Here is a 20365-nt window from a genome sequence, read left to right on the forward strand (position 1 = left end):
CCATCCACCCATCCATCCATCACCGACCCACGCCTCACCCCTATCGAAGGAGATACGCACCATGAGGACCACAGCACTGGCCGGCGTCGGCATCGTCGCCGCCACCGCCCTCGCCCTGACCGGCTGCTCGGCCGGCGACTCGTCCGGCGAGGCCGACGGCCCCGTCACGATCACGTATACGAACTTCATCTCGAACGGCGGCAACGAGGAGAACCTCCAGGCCATCGTCGATGCCTTCGAGGAGGAGAACCCCGACGTCACGGTCGAGGTCACGACGCTGCCCTACGCCGACTACGGCACGGCGCTGCAGACCGACCTCGCCGCGGGAACGGTGTCGGACGTCTTCGACATCGAGTACGCGAACTTCGCGCAGTACCAGGCGAACGGCGTGCTCGCCGAGCTCGATCCCGAGGACCCGTCCGCCTATCGCGCGAGCGTTCTCGAGGCATACCAGGCGGATGGCACGCAGTACGCGCTGCCCAGCTCGTTCTCGACCGTCGTCCTCTTCTACAACGCCGACCTCTTCGAGGCCGCGGGCGTCGAGACGCCGACCTCGGAGTGGACCTGGGCCGACGAGCAGGCCGCGGCCGAGGAGCTCACCGACGAGGCCGCCGGCGTCTGGGGCGACCACCAGCCCGTCAGCTTCTACGAGTACTACAAGGTGCTCGCGCAGAACGGCGGCGAGTTCCTGAACGGGGACGGCACCGCGGTCGCGTTCAACACGCCCGAGGGCGTCGAGGCCGCCGAGTGGCTCGTCGGCAAGAGCGGCACGACGATGCCGAGCATCGAGGACGGCCAGGGAACGCCCGACTTCGACACCAACCTGTTCCTCGACGGCGAGCTCGCCATGCTGCACACCGGCATCTGGATGTTCGGCGCCTTCGCCGACGTGCCGTTCGGCTGGGACATCGCGGTCGAGCCGGGCAACACGCAGCAGGCGAGCGCGCTCTTCTCGAACGCGGTCGGCGTCTCCGCCGGCTCGGAGCACCAGGAGGCCGCGGCGGCGTTCGCCGAGTACCTCACCTCGGGCGACGTCATGGTCCAGACCCGCCTCGACGCGGGCTGGGAGCTGCCGGCGACCTCCGACGAGGCCGCGCTCGACAGCTACCTGACGCTCGGCGACCCGGAGAACCGCCAGGCCGTCTTCGACTCGCTCGAGGACGTCGCGCTCCCGCCCGTGGTCGCCGAGGGCCAGCAGGAGATGCAGGACATCATGACCGAGGAGCTCGTCGAGGCGCAGGCCGGACGCAAGACCGTGCAGGAGGCGCTCGACTCCGCCGAGGAGCGCATCAACGCCGCGATCGGCGGCTGACCGCTCGCACCACCTCGGGGCCGGGCGTCCACGCGCCCGGCCCCGCTCCCATCCACGACGCACGAAGGCAGCTCCACGATGACCGTTCCCACGACCGCACGCGCGGGCCTCGCCGCACTCGTCGCCTCGAGCGCCGACCTCGTCGGGTCGCTCCAGGACGACGGCGGAGCGTACCCGGCGAGCCCCACGTTCTCCGCGTACGCGGGGTACAGCTGGTTCCGCGACGGCGCCTTCATCGCCGACGCGATGTCGGCGTACGGACGCACCGGGTCGGCCGAGCGGTTCTTCGACTGGTGCGCCCGGGTGCTCGAGTCGCGCCGCGACGAGATCGACGCGATCGCGGCCGCGGCGCGCGCCGGTGCGCCGGTCGCGGATGCCGCGATGCTGCCGACCCGGTTCTCCTTCGACGGCCGCGCCGGCGACGACGAATGGTGGGACTTCCAGCTCGACGGGTACGGCACCTGGGTCTGGGCGGTCGCCGAGCACGTGCGACGCCACGGCGCGGGTGCACGGCGCTGGGCGCCGGCGATCTCGCTCACGGTCGACTACCTCGCGACGTCGTGGCAGCGACCCTGCTTCGACTGGTGGGAGGAGCATGCCGAGCACGTGCACGTCTCGACCCTCGGCTGCATCGCGGCCGGTCTCCGTGCCGCGGCCGCACTCGGCGTGCTCGACGACGAACGGGTCGCGCTCGCCACGTCGACCGCCGCGGAGGTCGAGGCCTTCATGGCGGCGCGCGGCGTCGCCGACGGTCACCTCTCCAAGTGGATCGGTTCGCCGGCCGTGGACGCGAGCCTCGCGGCGATCGTCGGCGTCATGGACGTCGTGCCCGCGACATCCGCGCTCGGCGCCGGCACCATCGCCGCCATCGAGCGCGACCTCGCCGTCGACGGCGGCGTGCACCGCTTCCTCGGCGACACCTACTTCGGCGGCGGCCAGTGGCCGCTGCTCTCGTGCTTCCTCGGCCTCGCGCACGCGCGGGCCGGTGACGCCGATCGGGCGCGCGAACTGCTCGGATGGGCCGCCTCGACGGCGGGGCCCGACGGTTCGATGCCCGAGCAGGTCGAGCGACACCTCCTCGACGCCGCGCGCGTGGCGGAGTGGGTCGAGCGCTGGGGCACGTCGGCCGACCCGCTGCTCTGGAGCCACGCCATGCTCATCCGCCTCGCCGTCGAGCTCGACGGCGCACCCGAACCCGCCCCCGAACCCGCCCCCGCACCACAGGAGTTCCCCGCATGATCCGCCACCGCCCGCTCGGCTCCGGCCACCCGTACTCGATCGACACGGAGCAGCGCTGGCCGCTCGACCCCGTCGCTGGCGAGCCCCTGCGGCTCGGCGTACGCGCGACGCCCGACGTCGAGTCGGTCGGGGTCGAGCTCGAGACGACGGATGCCGCGGGCGAGCGTCGCACCGAGCGCCTTCCGCTCGCGCGGGTCGCCCGGACCTCGCGCGGCCAGACGATCGACGGCGGGCACCTCGCGTCCGCGCAGGCGCGGCTCGCCCGCAGCGCGGGCGGCTGGGCGGTCGAGTTCCCGGCGCCCGATGCGGGCAGCGCCATCCGCTACCGCTTCGTGGGGCGGGCGGCCGACGGCCGCGATCAGCGCACGCGCCGGTTCGAGACGACCGTGTCGGGGTGGTCCGACGCGCACGACGACCTGGTCGCGGTCGCCGGCGCGAGCCGGGTCGTCCCGGGCAGCGTGCGGGTGCTGACCGACGGCGCGCGCGTGCGTCGCGTGCGCTTCGCGCTGCCGCTCGCCGACGGCGAGCACGTGACCGGCTTCGGCGAGCGCTTCGACGCGCTCGACCACCGCGGCGCCGAGCTCGACTCGGTCGTGTTCGAGCAGTACAAGAGCCAGGGCGCCGAGCGGAAGACGTACCTGCCGATGCCGTTCGCGCACGTCGTAGGCGGCGAGGGCTGGGGATTCCACGTGCGAACGTCCCGCCGCGCCTGGTTCGACATCGGCGCGAGCGAGCCCGATCGGCTCGTCGTCGAGGTCGAGGCGGATGCCGCGGCCGGCGAACCGGCCGTCGCGGTCGCGTTCTACGACGGCGACCCGCGCGCCGTCCTCGACGCCTTCCTCGCCGAGGTCGGCCGTCCCGAGCAGCTGCCCGACTGGGTGTTCCGGCTCTGGGCGAGCGGCAACGAGTGGAACACGCAGGCCGAGGTCGTGCGTCAGATGGACCTGCACCGCGAGCACGACGTGCCGGTCGGTTCGGTCGTCATCGAGGCGTGGAGCGACGAGCGCACCTTCACCGCGTTCCGCGACGCGCGATACGAGGTGACGGAGGACGGCGCCCCGCACCGGCTCGCCGACTTCGAGTTCCCGGCGGACGGGGCGTGGCCCGACCCGAAGGGCATGGTCGACGACCTGCACGCCCGCGGCATCCGGGTGCACCTGTGGCAGATCCCGCTCCTGAAGGCCCGCCCGCACCCGACCGGGCAGGCGCGTGCGGACGCGCTCGCCGCCGAGCGCGAGGGCGTGCTGATCCGTGAGCCGAACGCACGCGGCGATCTGCGCGCGTACCGGAATCGGGGCTGGTGGTTCCCGCTGTCGACCATGCCCGACCTCACCGACGGCCGCGCAGCGCGGTGGTGGACCGAGAAGCGCCGGTACCTCGTCGAGGAGGTCGGCATCGACGGGTTCAAGACCGACGGCGGCGAGCATGCCTGGGGTCGGGAGCTCGCGTACCTCGACGGCGCGCGCGGCGACGAGGCGAACAACCGCTTCCCGGTCGCGTACGCGAAGGCGTACGGCGACCTGCTCCGGTCGGCGGGCAAGGCGCCCGTGACGTTCAGCCGGGCGGGCTTCACCGGCTCGCAGGCGCACGGCGCGTTCTGGGCCGGCGACGAGAACTCGACCTGGGAGGCCTTCCGCTGGTCGATGTTCGCCGGGCTCTCGGCGGCTGCGAGCGGCATCCTCTACTGGGGCTGGGACCTCGCGGGGTTCTCCGGCGAACTGCCGAGCGCCGAGCTGTACCTGCGTGCGACCGCGGCCTCGACGTTCGTGCCGATCATGCAGTACCACTCCGAGTTCAACCACCACCGCACCCCGTCGCGCGACCGGACGCCGTGGAACGTCGCGGAGCAGACCGGCGACCAGAACGTGCTCCCCGTGTTCCGCGCCTTCGCGCAGCTGCGAGAGCGACTCGTGCCGTACCTCTCGGCCGAGGCCGCCGAGAGCATCCGCACCTCGGCGCCCCTCATGCGCCCGGTGTACTTCGACCACCCCGAGTGGGATGGCGCCTGGACGCATCCGCTCCAGTGGTTCCTCGGCCGCGACCTGTTCGTCTCGCCCGTGCTCTCCGAAGGGCAGGTCCGTCACGAGGCCGCGCTGCCGCCCGGCGAGTGGGTCGACGCGTGGACGGGCGACGAGGTCGCCGGCGACGCGCTGGTTCGCGTCGAGGTGCCGATCGACCGGATTCCGGTGTTCGTCCGGGCGACGGCGTGGCCCTCACTGGGCGACGTCTTCGCGTCGTCCTGACGAATCCACCCGTACGCATGAGGATCCGGGTGACGGGGGCTGAGGCGACTCGTGCGCCGGATTCTCATGCACCGGCGGTGCGGCGCGCGCGGAGCGGACCGCGCTACCGCGCGTAGAGCTCGACGAAGGTGCGCAGCATTCGGCTCGGCTCGGACACGACCGCGCGGGCGGCCGCGGCCAGCGTGAGTTCGAGCTCGTCGGCCGCGAAGTAGCCGTAGCTCGCGTAGGCGCGGATGCGCACCTGGATGCCCTCGAGGTCGAGCTCGGGGTGGAACTGCGTCGCGTAGACGTTGGCGCCGACGCGGAAGACCTGCACGGGGCACGTCGGCGACGATCCGAGCAGCGTCGCCGACGACGGCAGTGCGCGGATCGCCTCCTTGTGCCCGACGAACGCGTTGAAGGTCTCGGGCAGCCCGGCGAGCAGCGGGTCCTCGGCGCCGGCCTCCGTCATCGTCACGGGGACCACGCCGATCTTCTCGGCGTAGCGGTCGTCGATGAGCGCGCCCTGGTGCGCGCCGAGCGTGCCGACGCCGTAGCAGGCGCCGAGGAAGGGGAAGTCCCGGGCGACGACCTCGTCGAGCAGGGTCGCGAACTCGGCCTCCACCCGATGCTGGACCGCCGACTTCCGATCGGCGGGATCGGAGGCGTTGAACGGCCCGCCGCCGACGAAGATCCCCGACAGGGCGTCGAGGTCGAGCCGCGGCATCGGCTCGGCCTCGAGGCGGACGCGGATGAGGTCGCGCTCATCGAGTCCGGTGCCGCGGAGGAAGAGGGCGTACTCCTCGTCGGCGGGCTGGTCCTCTGCTCGGGTGGCGAGGAGCACGAAGGGCTTCACGGCCCCACGATACGCGCGGCGCTCGCCTCGTGTCAGTACTGCGAGGGCGTGGGCAGCACGGCCATGGTGCAGCGCGACACGCACACGAGTCGCCCCTGCTCGTCGGTGATGCGGATGTCCCACACCTGCGTCGTGCGGCCGCGGGTGATCGGGCTCGCCTCCGCGTACACCCACCCCTCGGAGACCGGGCGGACGTGGTTCGCGTTGATCTCCATGCCGACGCAGTAGAACTGCGCCGGGTCGACCGTGAACGATGCGCCCCAGCTCGCGAGCGTCTCGGCGAGGGCGACGGATGCTCCGCCGTGCAGCACGCCCGCCGGCTGGCGGGTGCGGTGGTCGACGGGCATCCGCCCCTTCAACGACCCGTCCGTGACCTCGGTCATCTCGATGCCCAGGGCGCGGATCAGGGCGTGCTCGCCGCGCGAGTTCGCCCACTCCAGTGAGGGCTCGCCGAACCAGATGCTCATGGGCATCGAGTCTGCCACGCGCCGATGCTGCGCCGGCGGCGGCCGGGCGGCCATGATGGTGCCGTGGGCGACGACGAGGACCTCCGCGCACTGCACGAACCGGTGCACGAACCGGTGCTGGGTCCGGTGCCGGCCGCGTCGTCGGCGTCGCGCGATCCGGTCGTCGACCTCGCGCGGGTCGCCTGCATCCTCCTGGTCGTGGTGGCGCACCTGCTCATGGTCGGGGTCGGCCTCGATCCGTCGGGTCGCATCGTGCTCTCCCGCCCCGTCGAGGAGCAGCCGTGGTTCGTCCCGGCGACGTGGGTCGGGCAGATCATGCCGCTGTTCTTCGCGCTGGGCGGCTTCACCGCGGCGACCTCGTGGCGTCGTCGGCGGGCACTGGGCGACACCGCCGCCGACTTCGTCCGCTCGCGCACGCTGCGTCTGGCGGCGCCGGCACTCCCGTTGTTCGCCGTCCTCACCGCTGCGCTGCTGATCGCGGCCTTCGCCGGCGTCGACCCGGCACTGCTCGACACGATCGCCGCGGGCATCGGCGTGCCGCTCTGGTTCCTCGCCGCATACCTCCTCGTGCAGTGCCTGGTCCCGTGGCTCCTCGCGCTGCACGAGCGCGCGCCGCGCGGCACGCTCATCGTGCTCGCCGGGGCCGCCGCGATCGTCGACCTCGCCCGGTTCGCGACGGGCAGTCGTGAGATCGGGCTGATCGACCTGCTCTTCGTCGGCGGCTTCGTGCAGCAACTCGGGTTCTGGTACGCCGACGGGTGGTTCGGGGGTCGACGGCGGGTGCAGCTCGCTGCCATCGCGGTCGCCGCCTACGCGCTGGCCTGGCTCGGCGTCGCCGCCGGATGGCATGCGCCGAACATGCTGACCAACCTCGACCCGCCGACGGTCTCGCTCATGCTGCTCGGCATCGCGCAGGTCAGCCTGCTGACGCTCTTCCACACCGCGCTCGGGCGGCTCATGGCGTCACGGCCCGTTCGGGTCGTCGTGGGACTGGTGGCGAGCCGGGCGCTGACGCTGTACCTCTGGCACCTGCCGGTCATCGTCGTCATCTCGGCGGCGTCGCTGCTCCTGCCGGCCCTCGCTCCCGCGCCGACGCAGGTCGCGTGGTGGGTGGGGCGACCCGCCGTCTTCGTCGTCGTGCTCCTCGTGGTGTGGCTGATCTCGTCCCCGCTCGCACGATTCGAGCGGTTCGCCCGGGCGGCCCGTCCCGGGTCCCGCCGGCCGTCGGCGACGTCGATCGTGGTCGCCGCGGTGCTCGCGCTCATCCCGCTCCTCGGGGTGATCCTCCGCGGGCTCGACCTCGCGCTGGCCGCCGCGGGGACCGTGCTGCTCGCGGCCGCCGTCGTGCTGGACCGGGCACGCCCGCCGGCTTCGGCCTCACCGGGGTCGCGCGACGTCAGGCGAGCTCGGCGATGATCGGATGGATCGCGTCGTCGAACGCCGCGGCATCCGACCGCAGCGTGTCGGTGACGGCCACGGTCTTCTGGCCGATCCACCAGATGCCGGATGCCGCCAGCGGCAGCACCTCGACGTTGAGCTCGAACGAGTGTGCGCGACGGCCCACCTCCCGCTCGTGCTCGGCGATCGAGCCCGCGTAGGCACGGTAGGTGTCGCCCGAGCGTGCGGCGGACGCCGTGCGGTAGCGCTCGTGCGCCCACTCGGCCCAGGCCAGCGCGGCCTCGGCGTGCGGCCGGATGGCGGCCGCGAGCGACTCGGCCCCGGTCACCGGGAGCGCGACGGCCGTGCCGAACTCCTCGACGAGTTCGAGCGGCACCGGCGACGGGTGGGTCTCGGGCTCGATGGTCATGGTCCACCACTCGCGCCACTGCTTCTCGAGGGTGTCGTGCGCGTCGACGTCGCGGGACCCCTCGGGGCCGATGCGGCCGACGTCGCGGAGCCGCGGGAGCTCGGCGGGCGAGGCGACGCCGAGCACCTCCCGCAGGTAGAGGGCGAGGAGGGCTCCGGTGCTCGCGTTCTCGCGAATCACCCACGATGGCGTGGCACCCGCGTGCATGCACGGATTCTACCGCCGGCCCCCGACAGCGAGCCCGAGCGGCGCGCGCCGCGCGGGTACCCTTGACGGGTGAGCGCGAACTCGTCCTATGCCGCTGCCGGAGTCGACACCGCCGCCGGCGACCTCGCCGTCGAACTGATGAAGGAAGCGGTCTCGAAGACGCACGGGCCGAACGTGCTCGGCGGCGTCGGCGGCTTCGCCGGCCTGTACGACCTCTCGTTCGCCAAGGACTACGCGCGCCCCCTCCTCGCCACCTCGACCGACGGCGTCGGCACGAAGATCGCGATCGCGCAGGCCCTCGACATCCACGACACGATCGGCCAGGACCTCGTCGGCATGGTCGTCGACGACATCGTCGTGGTCGGCGCCACGCCGCTCTTCATGACCGACTACATCGCGTGCGGCAAGGTCGTGCCCGACCGCATCGCCGCGATCGTGACCGGCATCGCGCGCGCGTGCGCCGAGACCGGCACGGCGCTCGTCGGCGGCGAGACCGCCGAGCACCCGGGCCTCATGGGCGTCGACGACTACGACGTCGCCGGCGCCGCGGTGGGCGTCGTCGAAGCCGACCGCGCCCTCGGCGCCGAGCGCGTCCGAGACGGCGACGTCGTCGTCGCGATCGAGTCGTCGGGGCTGCACTCCAACGGCTACTCCCTGGTCCGGCACATCCTCTCGAACGCGAAGCTCTCGGTCACGGATGCCTCGGCCGACCTCGGCACGACCTGGGGCGAGGCCCTCCTCGAGCCCACGCGCCTCTACTCCGGCCCGCTCGTGCGCCTCCTCGCCCACGACGCCCTCGGCACGTCCGTGCACTCGCTCTCGCACGTCACGGGCGGGGGCATCGCGGCGAACCTCGCGCGCGTGCTCCCGCGCGGGTCGTGGGTCGAGGTCGACCGCTCGACGTGGTCGCCGCAGCCCGTGTTCCGGGTGCTGAACGACCTCGCCGGCACGACGCTCGAGTCGACCGAGGGCACCTGGAACCTCGGCATCGGCTTCTTCGCGGTCGTCGCAGCGGATGCGGCGGCATCCGTCATCGCCGAGCTCGGTGCGCTCGGCCTGCCGGCCTGGCAGGTCGGCACCGTCTCCACCGGCGAACGCGATGCCGCGGCATCCGGCTGGGAGCAGGGCGCCAAGGGCGTGGACGGCGGGGCGGTCCGCCTCGTCGGCGGCTACGCGAGCTGATCGCATGCGCGCCGCCGTCTCGATCGGGCTCCCCGGAACCACGGCCCCGGAGACGCTGCGCGCGCTCGCGCCGCGGCTCGAGCGGCTCGGCTTCGACGGGCTGTGGCTGAATGACGTGCCGGGCGGCGACTCGCTCGCGGGGCTCCGCGAGGTCGCGGACGCGACCCAGCACCTCCGGCTCGCGACGGGCGTGATCCCGATCGACCGCCGGCCCGTCGCGACCCTCGACCTCGCCGGCATCCCGGCTGAGCGGACGACGTTCGGCATCGGCTCCGGCGGCACGCACCACCCCGTCGGCGCGATGGCCGATGCCGTCGCGGAGCTCCGCGGTCGCACCGATGCTCGCATCGCGGTCGGCGCCCTCGGGCCGCGCATGCGACGGCTCGCGGCCGAGCTCGCCGACGCCGTCGTGCTGAACTGGCTGACACCCGCTGCCGCGGCCGACGCGATGGACGACCTCCGACGCGACGCGGGCGACCGCTCCGGCGACGTGCGCGGCGTCCTCTACGTCCGCACGATCTCCGACGGCGCGGCGCGCGCGGCGCTGCAGAAGGAGGCGGACCGGTACGGCTCGTACGTGTCGTACGCGGCGAACTTCGCCCGCCTCGGCGTGCAGCCGATCGACGCGACGATCAACCGCGAGTCCGCCCTGCACGCCTTCGACGGCGTCGTCGACGAGGTCGTCCTGCGGGCGATCACGGCGGGCGGCACGCTCGAGGAACTCGAACGGTTCGCGGAGACCACGGCGGAGTGGCGCGCGGGCACGTCGAACGCCTGAGGCGGGACGCCGCCCGAGACCGCGAGGAGCCCGACGCCGCGGGACCATCGGCCGTGAGCGGCCGCGCCGGGCGGGGCTAGCGTCGCGGTGTGGGTGAGCGCTCGTCGATGCGAACAGACCGCCGGGCCGCGTCGGGTGCCTTCAGGATCGGCCGCTGGGTCTCGGGCACGGTCCTCGGCGAGAGCGTCGGGTTCCTGATCCCGGTCGCGGGCTTCGCCCTCGCCGACGCCGCGGGCCTCGTCGGCTGGCCCGCCCGCTGCTGCTGGTCGCCTTCGGTGCCGGGGAGGGCGCCCTGCTCGGCCTCGGCCAGTCGCTCGGGCTGCGCGGGGGCCCGGCCTCGGTGCCCGTCGGCAGGTGGATCGCCGTGACGGCGGCCGCGGCCGCCGCCGCCTGGGCCATCGGGATGCTGCCGTCCACCCTCGCGGATGCCGGTAGCGCGATCGACTGGGGCCGGCCCGCGACGTGGGTGGTCGTCGGTGTCGGCGGACTGGTGCTGCTCGCGAGCATCCCGCTCGCGCAGTGGCCCGTGCTGGCGACGACCGGCATCCCCCGCGCCTGGCGGTGGGTGCCGCTCGGCATGCTCGGCTGGCTCGCGGGCCTGCCCTTCACGTTCGCGCCGTCGCCGATCGTCGACGTCGGCACGCCCGCACCGGTCGTGTTCGCGCTGTTCGCCGCATCCGGCGTGCTCATGGCCGTCACGATGGCGCTCGTGATCGGCCACGGGCTCAGGCGGATGCTCCGCGGTTGACGCGCGCACGTGGCGACGACCGCGCCGCCGGGACGCGGAGCGGTCGTGCGGACACGCGAAAACCCCGGCGCGACGACCTCTCGGAACCGCCGCTCAGCCGGGGGATATCAGGAGCGGTGGGACCCGTCGTCGTGGACGTAGGAGTCGTCGTCGGCGTATTCCGCCCACTTCGACATCTCCTCGTCGGTGTGGTCATGCGAAGCCGTGAGCTCGCGCTCGAGCGCGCTGTAATCGGTGGCCGGGCTGAAGTACTTCAGCTCCCGAGCGACCTTGGTGTGCTTGGCTTTCTGACGGCCGCGCCCCATGCGTGACCCCCTTACGACGTCTGGCCGGATGGGATGGACGTCACCCGGCTCTTTGATAATGAACAATCCCGGCTGGTAGTTTACCACCGCCCCGGGGGCCGGATGGATGCCACGGCGGCGCTGTGGAGGCGCCGGGGAGTCCCCGATGTGGCCCGAAGCACCCCTCCGGGCATGGTGGGATGGTGGGGTGGATGCGATCCCCGACCGCGTGAAGGTCGCGGTGATCGGCGCTGGACAGGCGGGGCTGTCCGTCGCCTTTTACCTGCGACGCTTCGAACTCGTCGCCGACGAGGACTTCGTCATGCTCGACCGCGCGCCCGGACCGGGCGGCGCGTGGCAGCATCGCTGGTCGTCCCTGCGCCTGGGCACGGCGCACAAGGTGAACGACCTGCCGGGCATGGGGGAGCTCGGCATCAGCTTCGAGACGGCCGACCGCACGCTTCCCGCCAAGGAGGTCGTCGCGGACTACTACGGCAGGTTCGAGGAGCACTACCGGCTGAACGTGCATCGTCCGGTCGACGTCCGTCGCATCAGCAACGACGGCGTCGACCTGCGCATCGAGTACGAGGACCTCAGCCCGCAACCCATCGAGGAGCTGAAGAGCCGCGGGTTCTTCGGCCGCCGGCGGAAGACGTTCGAGGCGGCGGCGCCGCCGCCCGCGCCCCGCGGGGAACTGCGCGCGCAGTACCTCGTCAATGCCACGGGCACCTGGGGGTCGCCGTTCGTGCCGTACTACCCGGGCATGGGCGACTTCCGCGGACGCCACCTGCACACGTCCGACTTCACCTCGGCCGAGGACTTCCGCGACGAGAACGTGGTGGTCGTCGGCGGAGGCACCTCGGCGATCGGCTTCATGCTCGAGCTCGAGGGCGTGGCATCCGGCCTCACCTGGGTGTCGCGCCGCCCGATCGACTGGCTCGACCGGCAGGAGCTCGACCTCGAGGGCGCGTCGGCCGCCGTGTCGCGGCAGGACGAGGCGGCCCGCGCCGGTCGAGCGCTGCCCTCGGTCGTGAGCGGGACGGGCGTGCCGAAGAGCCGGCGCATCGCGGCCGGGATCGACCGCGGCCTGCTGTCGGCGAAGCCGATGTTCGACCGGATCGAGGCCGACCGCGTCGTGTGGGCCGATGGCAGCGAGGCGAAGGCCGACGTCATCATCTGGGCCACCGGCTTCCGACCGGAGCTGCGCCACCTCGCCCCGCTGAAGCTCCGCGAGCGGGCCGGCGGCGTGACCGTCGGGCAGGGCGCGGCCTGGCACGACCCGCGGATCTTCCTCGCCGGGTACGGGCCGCAGGCGTCGACCGTCGGCGCGAGCCGCGCGGGGCGCATGATCGCGCGCCAGATCATGGCGATGATCTAGCCGGGCGGCTACCCGCGGACCAGCAGGTACATGCCGAGCGCGGCGCCGATGCCGAGCGCCAGCGTGACGAGCACGTTGAGGACGGCCGCGCGCCAGCGGCCGCCGTCGGCGAGCTCGATGGTCTCGACGCACCACGTGCTGAACGTGGTCAGCCCGCCGCAGAACCCGGTGACGAGCACGAGTCGCACGTCGTCGGAGACGGCGGCCAGCTCGGCGAGCGCGATGACGGCGCCGGCGAGGCCGGAGCCGACCACGTTCACCACGAGGATCCCGCCGGGCAGGTGTCCCGGGCGCACCGGGTACGCCTTCGAGAGCAGGTAGCGGAGGACCGCGCCCACGGCGCCGGCCACGAGCACGGCTGCGACGGCGAGCGCGCTCACAGCGTCGCCCCGTCGTCGGTGACCTCGGTCGGCATCGGCCGGTGCGCGATCACCGAGCCGAGCTTCAGGCCGGCGGCCGCGAGCGCGAGGCCCGCGACCAGCGACAGGCCGAGGTAGAGCACGGCCAGCGAGGTCGCCTCCTCGCGGTCGAGGATCGCGACCGCGCCCATTACGGCCGAGAGCGTCGTGAACGAGCCGATGAGCCCGGAGCCGATGCCCGCCTTCAGCCACGACGGGGTCGACGGCCGGGTCCAGAGCCCGCCCGCGAGCCAACCGAGCACGAAGGTGCCCACGAGGTTCGCGATGAGGGTCGACCAGGGGAGGCCGTCGTCGGCGTGCGGAAGCACGGTGTCGAGCACGAGGCGGAGGCCCGTGCCGGCGAGGCCGCCGACGAAGACCGCAAGGGATGGGGGCACCCGTCGAGGCTACGCCGTGCCCGGCACCACGGCGGGCAGCACCCACACGTTGGACGGCAGCCACGTGCCCTTCGGGAACTCGAACTCCTCGACGCCCTCGAGCACGAATCCGGCTCTCCGGCAGAGTGCGTTCGACGGTTCGTTGTCGACGCGCGGGTAGGCGGCGATCGGGCGGGCGGCGTCGGCGGTGCGCGCCTCGTCGATCACGAGCGCGAGTGCGGCGCGCGCGTACCCGCGGCCCTGGAACGCGGCCTGCACCGTCCAGCCGAGCTCGAACAGCGCCCGCCCGCCTTCGTCGCGCGGCCAGAACCCGATCGCGCCGACGCCCTCCGGGTGCTCGGGCGTCACGATCGCGTACATCTGCGACGAGCCGTCGTGCCACCCGCGCAGGTACCGATCGTGCCGCGAGACGACCTTCTCGTCGGTCTCGGGACCGCCGAGGTGCTCCATGAGCTCGGGCGCGTTGTTGCGCCTCAGCAGGTCGAGGTCGCCCTCGGACCACGGGTGCAGCGCGACATCCGTCATGCCGCCATGCAAGCGGATGCCGCCGACATCACCGCTGCGCGAGCTCCTGCAGGACCTCGGTACGGACGTCGGCGAGCCGGGTGCGCAGCAGCGACACCGTGTCGGCGGTCACACGGCCGCGGTTGGCCTGGTTGCGCAGCTCCAGCCGGATCTGCTGGCGGAACTCGGTGATGGCGAGGTCCGCCTCGTGCATCGCACGCGTCGACTCCGCGGTCGGCTGGGGGGTCGCCGGCTCGGTGGTGGCGGCCTTGCGCGCATCGCGGGCCGCGCTCGCGAGCTCCGCCCGGAGCGTGCGCATGGCCGAGTCGACCTCGGCGCGGACGCCCTCGGCGAGACGTCGGATCGAGTCGGTCACGTCGTCCTCGATGGCGTCGAGCTCGTGCCGACGGGACTCGAGTTCGGCCCGGCCGGCGTCGGTGATCTCGTACACCGACTTGCGACCGTCGGTGCGCTTGGTCACGAGTCCCTCCTCCTCGAGCTTGGCGAGTCGCGGGTAGATCGTGCCGGCGCTCGGCGAGTACGTGCCGCCGAAGCGGTCGGACAGCGCCTGGATCAGTTCGTACCCGTGACGGGGCTGCTCCTCGAGCAGGGCGAGCAGGTAGAGGCGCAGGTTGCCGTGGGCGAACACCGGCGGGGTCATGCGGATGCCTCGTCGGCGGGAGCGCCGGCCGACGCGGGCTGGCGACGGATCACCGAGATGTCACCCGACACGCTGTTCGCGCCGAGGTCGAGCCACGTGCCCTCGAGCTCGCCCGTGACGCGCTCGAAGCCCTTGCCCAGCGTGCCCTTGATCTGCGTGTCGTCGAGCAGCAGCTTGCCGCTCACGGTGTTGACGCGGTAGCGGGCGCCGCTGCCGGAGTCGAAGCGGAGCGTGAGGTCGCCCGAGACGCTGTTCGTGTCGACCCGGCTGGGCGTGCCCTTCGCGTCGAGCACCATGTCGCCGGAGACCGTGTCGACGTTGAACGAGCCGACCTCCCCGGTGACCGTCACGTCGCCCGAGACGGTGTGCGCCGTGACCTTGCCGGTGTGGTCGCCGACCGAGACCTCGCCCGAGACGCTCGAGCACTCGACGTCGCCCGCGTGGTTGTCGATGACGAGGTCGCCCGACACCGAGCTGAACTTCCCGTCGTTGTCGAAGCCCGACACGAGCGCGTCGCCCGAGACGACGCCGAGCTTCATGGCGACGTGCCGCGGCGCGAGGATCGACACCTCGGCCTTGGCGCTGCCGGTGAAGCCCTTGAAGACCTCGAGGAAGTTGTCCCACCGCAGCTGCGGGTGGTCGATCTCGAGCGAGTCGCCGTCGATCCGGATCATCAGGTCCTTGCCGGTGACGTTCGAGACCTCGACCCGGGCGCCGGGTTCGTCGTGCGCGATGACGTCGACCTTGCCGCCGATGAGGCTGACCTTGAGCTTGCGGACGAGCTCGAGGTCGATGACCCGACTCTCCCCGGGGTTCACGACCCACTTCTCGATGGCCATGTGCGTGCTCCTTCTGCAGTCGATTCGAGATCACGATATATCGCGTTTGGAGGCGAGTCAAGATATATCGCGTTTCGGGCGCTGGAGACCGCATCGCAGCATCCGCTTGACCTTGACGCTGCGTCAAGTTCTACCGTGGAACCACGACGATCCGGGAGACACGAGAGGAGGCCGCCATGGACTGGTCGATCCAGGAGATCGCGAAGCTCGCCGGCACGACGAGCCGAACGCTCCGCCACTACGACGACGTCGGGCTGCTGCCGCCGAGCCGCATCGGCGGGAACGGCTACCGGTACTACGACCGCCCCGCGCTCGTGCGGCTGCAGCGGATCCTGCTGCTCCGCGACCTCGGGCTCGGGCTCCCGGCGATCGCCGACGTGCTCGCCGGGCAGACCGGCGAGGCCCGAGCGCTCGAGGGCCACCTCGCGTGGCTCCGGCACGAGCAGGACCGGCTGGCGCGCCAGGTCGCGTCGGTCGAACGGACGATCGAGGCATTGGAAGGAGGTGAGGAGATCATGGCGAAGGACATGCTGGACGGCTTCGACCACACGCAGTACCGCGAGGAAGTCGAGGGGCGCTGGGGTCGCGACGCGTACGCCGCAGGCGACAGCTGGTGGAACGGACTCGGCGTCGACGGCCGCGCCGCGTGGAAGGCGCGGACGGCCGAGCTTGGCCGCGACTGGACCGCGGCCGCGGAGTCGGGCGTCGCGCCGGACTCCGCGGAGGCGCAGGCGCTCGCGAAGCGACACGTGGAGTGGCTGACGGGCATCCCCGGCACGCCGGCGGGCACGCCCGGCGGTGACGTCAGGGCGTACGTGCTGGGTCTCGGCGAGATGTACGTCGCCGACCCGCGCTTCGCGGCCAACTACGGCGGCGAGCAGGGCGCGACGTTCGTGCGCGATGCGCTCGCGGTGTACGCGGAGGCGAACCTGTAGGCGCGGTCGCGGCTCCGACTCCGGCGACGCCGCCGACGACGAGGGATGCCGCGGGGCACGCGCCCCGCGGCATCCGGCCCGACCGGCGTCAGGCCTGCGCGGGCGCCGCGCCCGTCGCGGGGTGCGGGATGTCCCTGCCTCGGGCCCCGCGACGGACGGACGGGCCGCGTCGCACCGCGAAGAGCGGGATCGTCCACCCGCAGAGCGGGCCGATGAGCAGCGCGAACGCGAGCGTGCCGACGCCGACGTTGCCGCCGAGGAGGAACCCGGTGACGAGCACGGTGACCTCGATGCCGGTGCGGACGATCCAGATCTTCCAGCCGGTGCGGCGATGCAGGCCCGTCATGAGCCCGTCGCGCGGGCCGGGGCCGAAGTGGGCGCCGATGTAGAGGCCGGTGGCCGCGGCGAGCACGACGATGCCGCCGAAGAGCATGACGATCCGGAGCCAGAGGTCGAGCCCGGTCGGGATCATCCAGAGCGACAGGTCGGCGAACGGCCCGACGAGCAGCGCGTTCATCAGCGTGCCGAACCCGGGCTTCTGGCGGATCGGGATCCACAGCAGCAGCACGATGCCGCTCGTGATGACGGTGATCAGGCCGAAGCCGAGCCCGGTCTGCTTCGCGATGCCCTGCGTGAGCACGTCCCACGGGGCGACGCCGAGCTCGCCGCGGACGATGAGCGCGATGCCGAGTCCGTAGAGGTACAGGCCGCCGAAGAGCTGCACGAGGCGGCGTCCGAAGACGGGCGCGGAGTCGGCGGTGCGAGGGAGTCGAATCGGCATGATGGCAATCCAATCCTCGAATTGGCCTTTCGGCAAGAAGCCAATTCGCCTAAAGTGGCCCGCATCATGGAAGCCACCCTCAGCGCCCGCGCCCTCGAGAACCTCCTCGGCGCCTGGCGCGGCGACGGCGGCAGCGCCTACCGGGCGCTCGCCGACCGCATCCGCCTGCTGATCCTCGACGGCCGCATTCCCGTCGACACCCGCCTGCCCGCCGAGCGCGACCTCGCCGAGCGACTCGGGCTCAGCCGCACGACCGTCACCGCGGCCTACCGCGAACTCCGCGACCAGCGGATGCTCCGCAGCATCCGCGGATCGGGAAGCGTCGCCCGCCTGCCGGGCGCGCCCGCGGTGCTGCCCATCCCGCCCGCCGCCGACTACGTCGACTTCTCCAAGGCCGCGCTGCCGGCGCTGCCCTGGCTGGCCGACATCGCGCGCGACGCGGTCGAGGACCTCCCTGCGCACCTCGGCGACTCCGGGTTCGACCCGATCGGGATCCCGCACGTGCGGGCCGCGATCGCCGACCGCTACACCGCGCGGGGCCTGCCGACCGACCCCGAGCAGGTCATGGTCACGCTCGGCGCCCAGCACGCCATCGCGCTGCTCTCCCGCGCGCTCGTCGGGCGGGGCGACCGGGCGCTCATCGAGGCGCCCACCTACCCCCACGCCTACGAGGCCCTCCGCGCCGCGGGCGCACGGCTCGTCACCGTCGCGACCGCGCCGCACGACGTCGGACCCGACGGGTTCGGCACCGCCGACGAGGCCGGCGACCTCGTGCGCGCCATGGGCCACGCGAACCCCGTCGCGGCCTACCTCATGCCCGATTTCCACAACCCGACCGGCCGATCGCTCGGCGCCGAGGCGCGCGAACGCGTGCTCGACGCGGCCGCCCGCCAGGGCACCGTCGTCATCGCCGACGAGACGACGGCCGAGCTCGACATCGACCGCGGGCTCGACCTGAAGCCGCTCGCCGCGTACGGCCCGGCCGTCATGGTCGGCTCGGTCGGCAAGACCGTCTGGGGCGGCGTCCGGGTCGGCTGGATCCGCGCCGACCGGCCGCTCATACGCCGGCTCCTGGCCGTGCGCTCGCCCGGCGACCTCGGTACGCCGATCCTCGAGCAGCTCATGGTGGCGCGACTGCTCGCCCGCATGGACGACATCCTCGACCTGCGGCGCGAACAGCTGCGCGCCGGCCGCGACCACCTCGAGCGCCGGCTCGCGGATGCGTTCCCCGGCTGGCACGTGCCGCACGTCGACGGCGGCATCGCGACGTGGGTCGGGCTCGGCGCGCCCGTCAGCTCGCAGCTCGCGCTCGCCGCACGCACGCAGGGCCTCATCGTCGCCGCGGGACCGCGCTTCGGCATCGACGGCGCCTTCGAGCGCTTCCTCCGCCTGCCGATCTGCTACGACGCCGAGACGACGGATGCGGCGGTGCACGCGCTCTCCCGTGCGTGGGGGTCGCTCGCGCGCACGCCCGTGCCGGACCAGAGCGTCCTCGCCGCGGTCGTGTAGCCCCGCCCGGAACGTTCACCTCGCGGCAATCCGAGGTTCGCCGGGCGGGACCAGAGTGAGGGCCGTCCCGTGTCCCCAGACCGAAGGTGATCCATGCTCTCCACCCGACCTCGCATGCGGCGCGCCGCCGCGCCGATCCTCGTGGGCGCCGTCGTCGCGGGCTGCCTCGCCGCAGCCCCGGCCGCCGCACTGCCCGTCCGCACCGCCATCGTCGACGCACCCGTCGAGGTCGTCGCCGACGGTGCCGCACTGACCATCTCGCCCGTCGGCACGTACGAGACCGGGGTGTTCGACGAGTCGGCCGCGGAGATCGTCGCCGCCTTCGACGGCCGGCTCTACGTCGTCAACGCCCGGGCCGGGCTCATCGACGTCATCGACGTCACGAAGCCGTCGAAGCCGAAGAAGGTGGGCGAGGTCGCGAGCGGCGGCATCGCCAACTCGGTCGCGATCCGGGCCGACGGCCTCGGCATCGCCGCGGTCGAGGACGCGGACGACAAGACCGCCCCCGGGCACGTCGTCTTCTTCGACGCCACGAAGAAGAAGCCCCGCGTGCTCGGTTCGGTCGAGGTCGGCTCGCTGCCCGACATGGTCGCCCTCACTGCGGACGGCACGCGCGCGGTCGTCGCCAACGAGGGCGAGCCGGCCGACGACTTCTCGACCGACCCGGAGGGGTCGGTCTCGGTCATCGGACTCCCGGCCACGGTGTCGGCCGCCGCCCAGGCGGACGTCCGCACCGCGGACTTCCACGAGTTCGAGGCCGGCGGCTCGAAGACCCTGCCGGAGGACGTGCGCGTGTTCGGCCCGCAGCCGGAGGCCGACCGCCCGGTCTCCCGCAACCTGGAGCCGGAGTACGTCGCCGTCGACGGCGACACCGCGTACGTCGCGCTGCAGGAGGCGAACGCGTTCGCCGTCGTGGACCTCGAGGCCGCGACGGTCGAGGAGATCCTGCCGCTCGGGTTCGTCGACCACTCCGAGCCGGGCCACGGCATCGACCCGTCGGACCGCGACCCGCAGGGCGCCCCGACCTTCGACATCCGCACCTTCGAGGGCCTGAAGGGCATGTACCTGCCCGACGGCCTCGTCGCCTACCGGGCGGCCGGCGAGACCTACCTCGTCTCGGCGAACGAGGGCGACGCCCGCGAGTGGGGCGACTACGTCGAGAACGCCCGGGTGAAGGACCTCGGCGACGACGGCCTGGCCCCGATCTGCGATGCGAGCCCGGCAGCCGGGTTCACCGGCGACGCCGACCTCGGGCGGCTGAACGTCTCGACCGCGATGGGCCTCAGCGCCGACGGCAGCTGCTACGAGGAGCTCTACGCGTTCGGGTCGAGGTCGTTCTCGATCTGGACGACGGCCGGCGAGCAGGTCTTCGACTCGGGCGAGGACTTCGAGCGGATCACGCACGAGGCCGCGCCGGGCTTCTTCAACTCCAACCACGGCGAGTCGAACCTCGAGGGCCGGAGCGATGACAAGGGCCCGGAGCCGGAGAGCCTGGCGATCGGCGAGGTCGACGGGCGCACCTTCGCGTTCATCGGCTTCGAGCGCGTCGGCGGCGTCATCGCCTACGACATCACCGACCCTGCGGCGTCCACGTTCGTCACCTACTTCAACAACAGGGACTTCTCGGTCTCGGTCGATGGCGACGGCGTCGACCTGCTCGCGGCGGCCGGCGACCTCGGCCCTGAGGGCCTCACCTTCATCCCCGCCGAGACGAGCCCGACCGGCGAGCCGATGCTCGCGGTCGCGAACGAGGTCTCGGGCACCACGACGCTGTACGCGATCGCCGCGACCTCGTAGTCGACGCGCCGAGCGCCCAGCAGGAGACGACGGGGCGGTGGGACGAGTTCCCACCGCCCCGTC

The 20365-nt window shown here is 72.8% G+C and carries 21 protein-coding genes; 11 read left to right on the plus strand and 10 right to left on the minus strand.

The features are described from left to right. Positions 1-61: 61 nt before the first annotated feature. From ABME02_RS07560 to ABME02_RS07570, 3 genes are all read left to right on the plus strand, one after another. Positions 62-1312 (plus strand): ABC transporter substrate-binding protein, encoded by a 1251-nt coding sequence (locus ABME02_RS07560; protein ID WP_353814662.1) that lies wholly within the window; start codon positions 62-64, stop codon positions 1310-1312. 78 nt (positions 1313-1390) lie between these two features. Continuing rightward, positions 1391-2551 (plus strand): glycoside hydrolase family 15 protein, encoded by a 1161-nt coding sequence (locus ABME02_RS07565; protein WP_353814663.1) that lies wholly within the window; start codon positions 1391-1393, stop codon positions 2549-2551. Further along, positions 2548-4794 carry a glycoside hydrolase family 31 protein gene (locus tag ABME02_RS07570; protein WP_353814664.1) on the plus strand — a complete coding sequence of 749 codons (2247 nt, stop codon included), beginning with the start codon at positions 2548-2550 and terminating at the stop codon, positions 4792-4794. Before ABME02_RS07565 ends, ABME02_RS07570 begins: the two co-directional genes overlap by 4 nt. A 103-nt stretch (positions 4795-4897) precedes the next feature. Here the strand turns inward: ABME02_RS07570 and ABME02_RS07575 are convergent, their stop codons facing one another. Together ABME02_RS07575 and ABME02_RS07580 are read right to left on the minus strand one after the other, a co-directional pair. Further along, positions 4898-5629: a glutamine amidotransferase gene (locus ABME02_RS07575; RefSeq protein ID WP_353814665.1), complete on the minus strand. Its 732-nt coding sequence runs from the start codon at positions 5627-5629 to the stop codon at positions 4898-4900. A 32-nt stretch (positions 5630-5661) separates the two neighbouring features. Next, complete coding sequence (locus tag ABME02_RS07580; protein ID WP_353814666.1) at positions 5662-6114, minus strand: hotdog fold thioesterase; 453 nt, start codon at positions 6112-6114, stop codon at positions 5662-5664. 45 nt (positions 6115-6159) lie between these two features. Between ABME02_RS07580 and ABME02_RS07585 the strand changes: the two genes are divergently transcribed. After that, positions 6160-7512 (plus strand): acyltransferase family protein, encoded by a 1353-nt coding sequence (locus ABME02_RS07585; RefSeq protein WP_353814667.1) that lies wholly within the window; start codon positions 6160-6162, stop codon positions 7510-7512. On the opposite strand, the gene ABME02_RS07590 is transcribed toward ABME02_RS07585, so the two are convergent. Then, on the minus strand, positions 7493-8110 hold the full coding sequence (locus ABME02_RS07590; protein WP_353814668.1) for a zinc-binding alcohol dehydrogenase: 618 nt from the start codon (positions 8108-8110) through the stop codon (positions 7493-7495). The genes ABME02_RS07585 and ABME02_RS07590 overlap by 20 nt on opposite strands. A 69-nt stretch (positions 8111-8179) precedes the next feature. Here ABME02_RS07590 and purM point away from each other — a divergent pair, with 69 nt between their 5' ends. The 3 genes from purM to ABME02_RS07605 all read left to right on the plus strand — a co-directional run bounded on the left by purM (position 8180) and on the right by ABME02_RS07605 (position 10818). After that, the gene (purM, locus tag ABME02_RS07595) at positions 8180-9292 is read left to right on the plus strand and encodes a phosphoribosylformylglycinamidine cyclo-ligase (RefSeq protein ID WP_353814669.1); all 1113 of its coding nucleotides are present in this window, start codon (positions 8180-8182) and stop codon (positions 9290-9292) included. Between the two features lie 4 nt (positions 9293-9296). After that, entirely contained in the window at positions 9297-10070 is a 774-nt protein-coding gene (locus tag ABME02_RS07600) for an LLM class flavin-dependent oxidoreductase (protein ID WP_353814670.1), read from the plus strand. A 364-nt stretch (positions 10071-10434) separates the two neighbouring features. Beyond that, positions 10435-10818, plus strand: coding sequence for a hypothetical protein (locus ABME02_RS07605; protein WP_353814671.1), 384 nt, complete (start codon positions 10435-10437; stop codon positions 10816-10818). Between the two features lie 107 nt (positions 10819-10925). Here the strand turns inward: ABME02_RS07605 and ABME02_RS07610 are convergent, their stop codons facing one another. Beyond that, positions 10926-11123 carry a DUF3073 domain-containing protein gene (locus ABME02_RS07610; protein ID WP_155050705.1) on the minus strand — a complete coding sequence of 66 codons (198 nt, stop codon included), beginning with the start codon at positions 11121-11123 and terminating at the stop codon, positions 10926-10928. A 187-nt stretch (positions 11124-11310) separates the two neighbouring features. Here ABME02_RS07610 and ABME02_RS07615 point away from each other — a divergent pair, with 187 nt between their 5' ends. Continuing rightward, positions 11311-12480 (plus strand): NAD(P)-binding domain-containing protein, encoded by a 1170-nt coding sequence (locus ABME02_RS07615; RefSeq protein WP_353814672.1) that lies wholly within the window; start codon positions 11311-11313, stop codon positions 12478-12480. A gap of 8 nt (positions 12481-12488) precedes the next feature. On the opposite strand, the gene crcB is transcribed toward ABME02_RS07615, so the two are convergent. The 5 genes from crcB to ABME02_RS07640 are packed head-to-tail and all read right to left on the minus strand — an operon-like array spanning position 12489 to position 15280. Further along, on the minus strand, positions 12489-12860 hold the full coding sequence (gene crcB, locus ABME02_RS07620) for a fluoride efflux transporter CrcB (protein WP_353814673.1): 372 nt from the start codon (positions 12858-12860) through the stop codon (positions 12489-12491). Then, positions 12857-13276, minus strand: a complete 420-nt coding sequence (locus ABME02_RS07625) for a FluC/FEX family fluoride channel (RefSeq protein WP_353814674.1) — start codon at positions 13274-13276, stop codon at positions 12857-12859. Before ABME02_RS07625 ends, crcB begins: the two co-directional genes overlap by 4 nt. Positions 13277-13285: 9 nt before the next feature. Next, positions 13286-13801, minus strand: coding sequence for a GNAT family N-acetyltransferase (locus ABME02_RS07630; protein ID WP_353814675.1), 516 nt, complete (start codon positions 13799-13801; stop codon positions 13286-13288). 28 nt (positions 13802-13829) lie between these two features. Beyond that, positions 13830-14441, minus strand: coding sequence for a PadR family transcriptional regulator (locus tag ABME02_RS07635; RefSeq protein WP_353814676.1), 612 nt, complete (start codon positions 14439-14441; stop codon positions 13830-13832). Beyond that, on the minus strand, positions 14438-15280 hold the full coding sequence (locus ABME02_RS07640) for a DUF4097 family beta strand repeat-containing protein (protein WP_353814677.1): 843 nt from the start codon (positions 15278-15280) through the stop codon (positions 14438-14440). The genes ABME02_RS07635 and ABME02_RS07640 overlap by 4 nt, the downstream gene beginning before the upstream one ends. Positions 15281-15456: 176 nt before the next feature. Here ABME02_RS07640 and ABME02_RS07645 point away from each other — a divergent pair, with 176 nt between their 5' ends. Further along, entirely contained in the window at positions 15457-16215 is a 759-nt protein-coding gene (locus tag ABME02_RS07645) for a MerR family transcriptional regulator (RefSeq protein WP_353814678.1), read from the plus strand. Between the two features lie 88 nt (positions 16216-16303). Here the strand turns inward: ABME02_RS07645 and yczE are convergent, their stop codons facing one another. Continuing rightward, positions 16304-16996 carry a membrane protein YczE gene (gene yczE / locus ABME02_RS07650; RefSeq protein WP_353814679.1) on the minus strand — a complete coding sequence of 231 codons (693 nt, stop codon included), beginning with the start codon at positions 16994-16996 and terminating at the stop codon, positions 16304-16306. 66 nt (positions 16997-17062) lie between these two features. Between yczE and yczR the strand changes: the two genes are divergently transcribed. Together yczR and ABME02_RS07660 are read left to right on the plus strand one after the other, a co-directional pair. Beyond that, positions 17063-18505 carry a MocR-like transcription factor YczR gene (yczR, locus tag ABME02_RS07655; RefSeq protein WP_353814680.1) on the plus strand — a complete coding sequence of 481 codons (1443 nt, stop codon included), beginning with the start codon at positions 17063-17065 and terminating at the stop codon, positions 18503-18505. A 93-nt stretch (positions 18506-18598) separates the two neighbouring features. Continuing rightward, the gene (locus ABME02_RS07660) at positions 18599-20302 is read left to right on the plus strand and encodes a choice-of-anchor I family protein (RefSeq protein WP_353814681.1); all 1704 of its coding nucleotides are present in this window, start codon (positions 18599-18601) and stop codon (positions 20300-20302) included. The last annotated feature ends 63 nt before the right edge of the window (positions 20303-20365 follow it).

Source organism: Agromyces zhanjiangensis (genome assembly GCF_040496055.1).
Taxonomy (GTDB): Bacteria; Actinomycetota; Actinomycetes; order Actinomycetales; family Microbacteriaceae; genus Agromyces; species Agromyces zhanjiangensis.

Coding starts and splice junctions, on each gene's coding strand:
- ABME02_RS07560 (WP_353814662.1), top strand. CDS start 62: ATGAGGACCACAGCACTGGCCGGCGTCGGCATCGTCGCCGCCACCGCC.
- ABME02_RS07640 (WP_353814677.1), bottom strand. CDS start 15,280: ATGGCCATCGAGAAGTGGGTCGTGAACCCCGGGGAGAGTCGGGTCATC.
- yczR (WP_353814680.1), top strand. CDS start 17,063: ATGGAAGCCACCCTCAGCGCCCGCGCCCTCGAGAACCTCCTCGGCGCC.
- ABME02_RS07610 (WP_155050705.1), bottom strand. CDS start 11,123: ATGGGGCGCGGCCGTCAGAAAGCCAAGCACACCAAGGTCGCTCGGGAG.
- ABME02_RS07600 (WP_353814670.1), top strand. CDS start 9,297: ATGCGCGCCGCCGTCTCGATCGGGCTCCCCGGAACCACGGCCCCGGAG.
- ABME02_RS07590 (WP_353814668.1), bottom strand. CDS start 8,110: ATGCACGCGGGTGCCACGCCATCGTGGGTGATTCGCGAGAACGCGAGC.
- ABME02_RS07660 (WP_353814681.1), top strand. CDS start 18,599: ATGCTCTCCACCCGACCTCGCATGCGGCGCGCCGCCGCGCCGATCCTC.
- ABME02_RS07645 (WP_353814678.1), top strand. CDS start 15,457: ATGGACTGGTCGATCCAGGAGATCGCGAAGCTCGCCGGCACGACGAGC.
- ABME02_RS07635 (WP_353814676.1), bottom strand. CDS start 14,441: ATGACCCCGCCGGTGTTCGCCCACGGCAACCTGCGCCTCTACCTGCTC.
- yczE (WP_353814679.1), bottom strand. CDS start 16,996: ATGCCGATTCGACTCCCTCGCACCGCCGACTCCGCGCCCGTCTTCGGA.
- ABME02_RS07570 (WP_353814664.1), top strand. CDS start 2,548: ATGATCCGCCACCGCCCGCTCGGCTCCGGCCACCCGTACTCGATCGAC.
- ABME02_RS07565 (WP_353814663.1), top strand. CDS start 1,391: ATGACCGTTCCCACGACCGCACGCGCGGGCCTCGCCGCACTCGTCGCC.
- ABME02_RS07630 (WP_353814675.1), bottom strand. CDS start 13,801: ATGACGGATGTCGCGCTGCACCCGTGGTCCGAGGGCGACCTCGACCTG.